Source organism: Acinetobacter sp. YH12098 (genome assembly GCF_013419235.1).
GTDB classification, from domain to species: Bacteria; Pseudomonadota; Gammaproteobacteria; order Pseudomonadales; family Moraxellaceae; genus Acinetobacter; species Acinetobacter amyesii.
In genome coordinates this window covers 1-4,022 of the sequence record NZ_VPAO01000075.1, presented here as the reverse complement: position 1 = coordinate 4,022, position 4,022 = coordinate 1, and the positions used below count along the sequence as shown (strand labels likewise).

General features: G+C 35.7%; 5 protein-coding genes and 1 pseudogene. 1 reads left to right on the top strand and 5 read right to left on the bottom strand.

The features are described 5' to 3' along the window. Positions 1 to 126 precede the first annotated feature (126 nt). Positions 127 to 552, top strand: a pseudogene (locus tag FTU38_RS16410) (IS3 family transposase); the annotation flags it as partial. A gap of 131 nt (positions 553 to 683) precedes the next feature. Here FTU38_RS16410 and FTU38_RS16405 read toward each other — a convergent pair. The 5 genes from FTU38_RS16405 to FTU38_RS16385 form a co-directional block, all read right to left on the bottom strand. Further along, complete coding sequence (locus FTU38_RS16405) at positions 684 to 1,190, bottom strand: hypothetical protein (protein ID WP_111885350.1); 507 nt, start codon at positions 1,188 to 1,190, stop codon at positions 684 to 686. A gap of 3 nt (positions 1,191 to 1,193) precedes the next feature. Then, positions 1,194 to 1,916: a hypothetical protein gene (locus FTU38_RS16400; protein ID WP_180056089.1), complete on the bottom strand. Its 723-nt coding sequence runs from the start codon at positions 1,914 to 1,916 to the stop codon at positions 1,194 to 1,196. Then, on the bottom strand, positions 1,907 to 2,332 hold the full coding sequence (locus tag FTU38_RS16395) for a hypothetical protein (protein WP_111885352.1): 426 nt from the start codon (positions 2,330 to 2,332) through the stop codon (positions 1,907 to 1,909). Before FTU38_RS16395 ends, FTU38_RS16400 begins: the two co-directional genes overlap by 10 nt. A 1-nt stretch (position 2,333) precedes the next feature. Continuing rightward, complete coding sequence (locus FTU38_RS16390) at positions 2,334 to 2,840, bottom strand: DUF4123 domain-containing protein (RefSeq protein ID WP_111885353.1); 507 nt, start codon at positions 2,838 to 2,840, stop codon at positions 2,334 to 2,336. A gap of 1 nt (position 2,841) precedes the next feature. Continuing rightward, on the bottom strand, positions 2,842 to 4,022 hold a 1,181-nt coding region (locus FTU38_RS16385), incomplete at its 5' end, for a type VI secretion system Vgr family protein (protein ID WP_180111867.1).

Below are 4,022 nucleotides of genomic sequence, written 5' to 3'. Positions count from 1 at the left end.
CGTTTGAAGGATAAAAAAAGAATTGGGATTCAGCCCCAGGTTGAAACTTAATACGAGATCAAAGGGGTCAATTTTACTTTGCCATTTGAAAGGTAAAAGGGGTCAATTTTAGAATGCCGTTGACACTTAAAAGACCTTTGTACTAGACAGGTCGTTGGTTATAGCTTAAGTGAGCGAATGACAGCGCAACTAGTTTGCAATGTGCTGAGTATGGCAATTCGCAATCACAAACCATCACATGGGCTAATTGTGCACTCAGACAGAGGAAGCCAATATTGCAGTCATGAATATCGAAACATGCTTGAAAAATATGGATTTCAAGGTTCAATGAGCAAAAAAGGAGACTGTTACGATAATGCCCCGATTGAGAGCTTTTGAGGAATACTCAAAAACGAGTTGGTTCACCATCGCAACTACAAAACAAGGGGAGAAGCCAAAGCAGATATTACAAAATACATAGAGCTATTTTATAATCAGAAGAGAATCCAGAAAGGACTGAGTTTTAAGACACCAAATCAAATGACAGAGGACTTTTACGAGTTGGCTGCCTAGAATCTCCCAAGTGGAAGTGTCCTGTGATTTCAGCACACATCAAACTCTTGAATCTAGATAGCCTAATTATTAAAAAGAAACTTATCGATAATTTAAAGATATATTTCAAAACTAAAAATTAATTTAATTTTTTATAGAGTTCCATCTTTCAACTTTAATAAATCATGATAAGTTTGTTTTTTTTGAACAATTGTCTTTAAGATAAAATCTGTCTTTCTTAATGACTCAGCATTGTTCAGATCAAGCATAATCGCCACTTCATTATACCATTCATCTTCAGGTGCATTATTTTCCCAACGATCCCCCCATCTGTCATCTCTACTAATTTGAATTGATGAATTCACATCGACTAAACCATCTTTATTTTCTTTTAAAATTCCTAAGTGAATTACTATTTCGATAGCATCATTAATAATTGTCAAAGGATAATATACCTCTCCATCTGGATTTCTTCTGAAATCAGAGTATTCATTTGCAGCAGACCAAGCTGTAATCTGCTCTTTTGGTATGTATGCTTCTAAAATATTCTTTAAACAAAGATACATACTACAATAATCGTCATATTCTCTATCCCACTGTAAAAATGGAAATTTTGGGTGATCCTTAAAAAAATTAACTATCTTTTCTATATTCGTCATTATTTAACCTTTTAATATTTCGCCCTTCAAAATATCTATATCCATTCTTCTAGCATCAAAATCTGGTGGAATAACACCAGTAAAATGACGACCTGCAAAACTAAAAGAATGTTTACCTACAGAAACTCCATATGGTGTCTTCGCTTCCATCCAAGCGATCATTGCTTTATAGGCTTGAGTTGCACCTTTGTGATAATCAACTGGACTTTTTATTTTAGTATCTGGTTTGCTATGACCTTCTAATTTTAGCATGGCAATACGCATGGAAAGTGCATATTGCTTACATAGTACTAGAGGCGGTGGAAAAGGGTGATTTGTCCAAACGCTACCTGCTTCAGTTGCAGTCACAATCATTCTATTTGCATTCTGCGCCTGTATACGACCACTATGCTGTTCGTTCTTACACTCCTTATTAGAACTATTACAAGATCTCTCAAGTTCCTTAGATTTCGCTTTACTTGCTGCCAATGCTTGATCTTTTTGCTCTTGAGTTATACCCGAACGACTATTATCGATATCCTCTTCAGCCAGATCAATTCTTTGATTGAGCATGCCTGTAATTGTTCCATCTCCTAATGGGGATGGAGTGAATATTCCAGTTAATATTACGCCTATAGGATTTGCTCTTGCTCCTACTTTAGCTGCAGTTCCTGCTCTTTCAGCAGCTTTTTCAGCAGTTGTCCCCCAACCACCAAAAATATCTGCTGCATCAGCCGCTATTGCCACGATTTTTTCTCCAATGCTTCATAGAATTTTTGACTATCTGAAGAATTTAAAGAGCTTTGTAAAACTCCAGCTAAGATATCAATTGCAAGAAATGGTGGAAATAATCTATTTATTAATAAACTGCGATTCCATGGATCATCATCTAAATTATTTTTATTCAAAATAAAACATAGTTCTCCATAAGCCGCTCTCCATTTGTCATAGTCAGCATGATTTTCCATTCCTACCAGATATTTTCGAATTTTTGTTTGGGCAGTAATCAGGAATTTTAGCCCACTATCTTCATTATTATTAAAATACTTTATCGCCAGTTCGCTATAAGTGTTTTTTAGCCGATTCCAGTTCCACAAGGCTAGACTTTCTTCACGATCTGCAGAAAATTCCTCAAGCTGTTCTTTAGTAAATTCGATAACCATTCTAAATCCTCTCCAATAACTTGAAATCACCAGATACTTCTTGATACCACCAACCATCAATAGGTTCTAACAGAATATCTAAATTTTTTTTATCTAATAGTCGATTTAATGATTTGATAACTGAAGGATCATAAAATCTGAACAATGCTAATTCGCCGGATGGTAATTCTGCTTGTAAGAATGGCTGAAAATGTTTGATCAATTCTTGGTTCGATAGATTTGTTTTCAATATCGAAAACATTCCTAAATTTTCTTCTATAACAAGTTCATTAATAAATTTTTGATTATTTAGTTTATTTAAATTCAACAATAAAGGGGAAAATTCTAATGGTGTAGAATCATCAACAGTTCCATCGAATAAATTACCTATATATTTGATATTTCTATCATAGTTTAAAGTAAGCCAATGGCGCATATAAGTATAATTTTTAGCTGCATCAATCAACAGGAAGAAATTATATTTAGATTCTTCACCACTAATTTTCTTTGATAACTGTAATATGTCCATCCTATATTTCCCTATACACAAACGGTAAACCTTTTCGAGCGGCATCAATTAAACAGGGAATACATATTTTCGTAGAAATATTAGGAAGCTGGAAATTATGACGTGTACCTTTGACAAATTGTGCTTGAGCAGACCTAACCTCAACGAGCCCAGGACTATTAATATCAATAGAACCGTCAGTCTTTATTTTTATGTACCCCCCACCACAAGTCAGCATAATTTCTTTTTTGGCTGCAATCGTAATGGAATTCTCAGTACTCATGATCTTAAAATCCTTGAGAGATGCTAGATCAATTTGATCATTTTGCGCATGAACTTTAATTTCACCTTGAGCCGCTACAATATTTATACCTTTTTCTTGAGTATAAAAGCTTAATCCCTTCGCAGCATGAGCAGTAAACTCACCATTTGAATTTATATCTAACTGTTGACCCGATATAATTTTTATATTTTCTTTAGCAACATGAGTTTGGTTTTTTTGACTTACAGAAACAAAATCCTGAGGAGTACTAAGCAGAATATTAGGATGCTCAAACTTTTCTAGACTATTTTCTACTTGAGCAATCAAATCATTACTAATTTGATAGTTTTCATCTTGGAAAGCCTTACTTACTCGAGCATTTTTTTCTAAACTTTTGAGTTTTTCTATAGATTCATTTAATTGCGTTAACAACTCTTTTATATTTAATTGTATATCTTTGGCGTTTTCTTGACTCGCAGAACTAATCAATAATCCCTTACCAGCTCGAATAGCACCCCATTGATCGGTTCTCAGCTCAAAGCCTTCTCCTCGTCCTTCACTTTCTGCGGTTTCTTTGGGATGACTGAGGTTACCGAGGTTGAGCTGAGTCGCGCCATGGGTGCTTTGTAATTGTGTTGATATTTGTCCCGTCGTGTCGTCAAAACGTAGTTGTCCAAAGCCTTCGCCTTGTACTTCCTTACTTTTTATTCCAGCTAGTTTTTTGGTGTCTGGCAGTTTGCCTTTACTATCAAATTGGGTTGGACTGCGCTGTGCTTCATGTATACGCCCCACCACAAATGGTCGGTCAATATTGCCGTCAAAGAAATCGATGACCACGATTTCATTAATGCGTGGCAAGAAGCGTGCGCCATAGCCTTCACCGGCCCATGGAGTCAGTACATCGACCCATGCAGAGTCCGTGTCATTGTCATTGCTGCCTG

Excerpts from the sequence above, each read along its gene's own strand:
- FTU38_RS16405 (WP_111885350.1), bottom strand. The coding sequence starts at position 1,190 with ATGACGAATATAGAAAAGATAGTTAATTTTTTTAAGGATCACCCAAAA.
- FTU38_RS16395 (WP_111885352.1), bottom strand. The coding sequence starts at position 2,332 with ATGGTTATCGAATTTACTAAAGAACAGCTTGAGGAATTTTCTGCAGAT.
- FTU38_RS16390 (WP_111885353.1), bottom strand. The coding sequence starts at position 2,840 with ATGGACATATTACAGTTATCAAAGAAAATTAGTGGTGAAGAATCTAAA.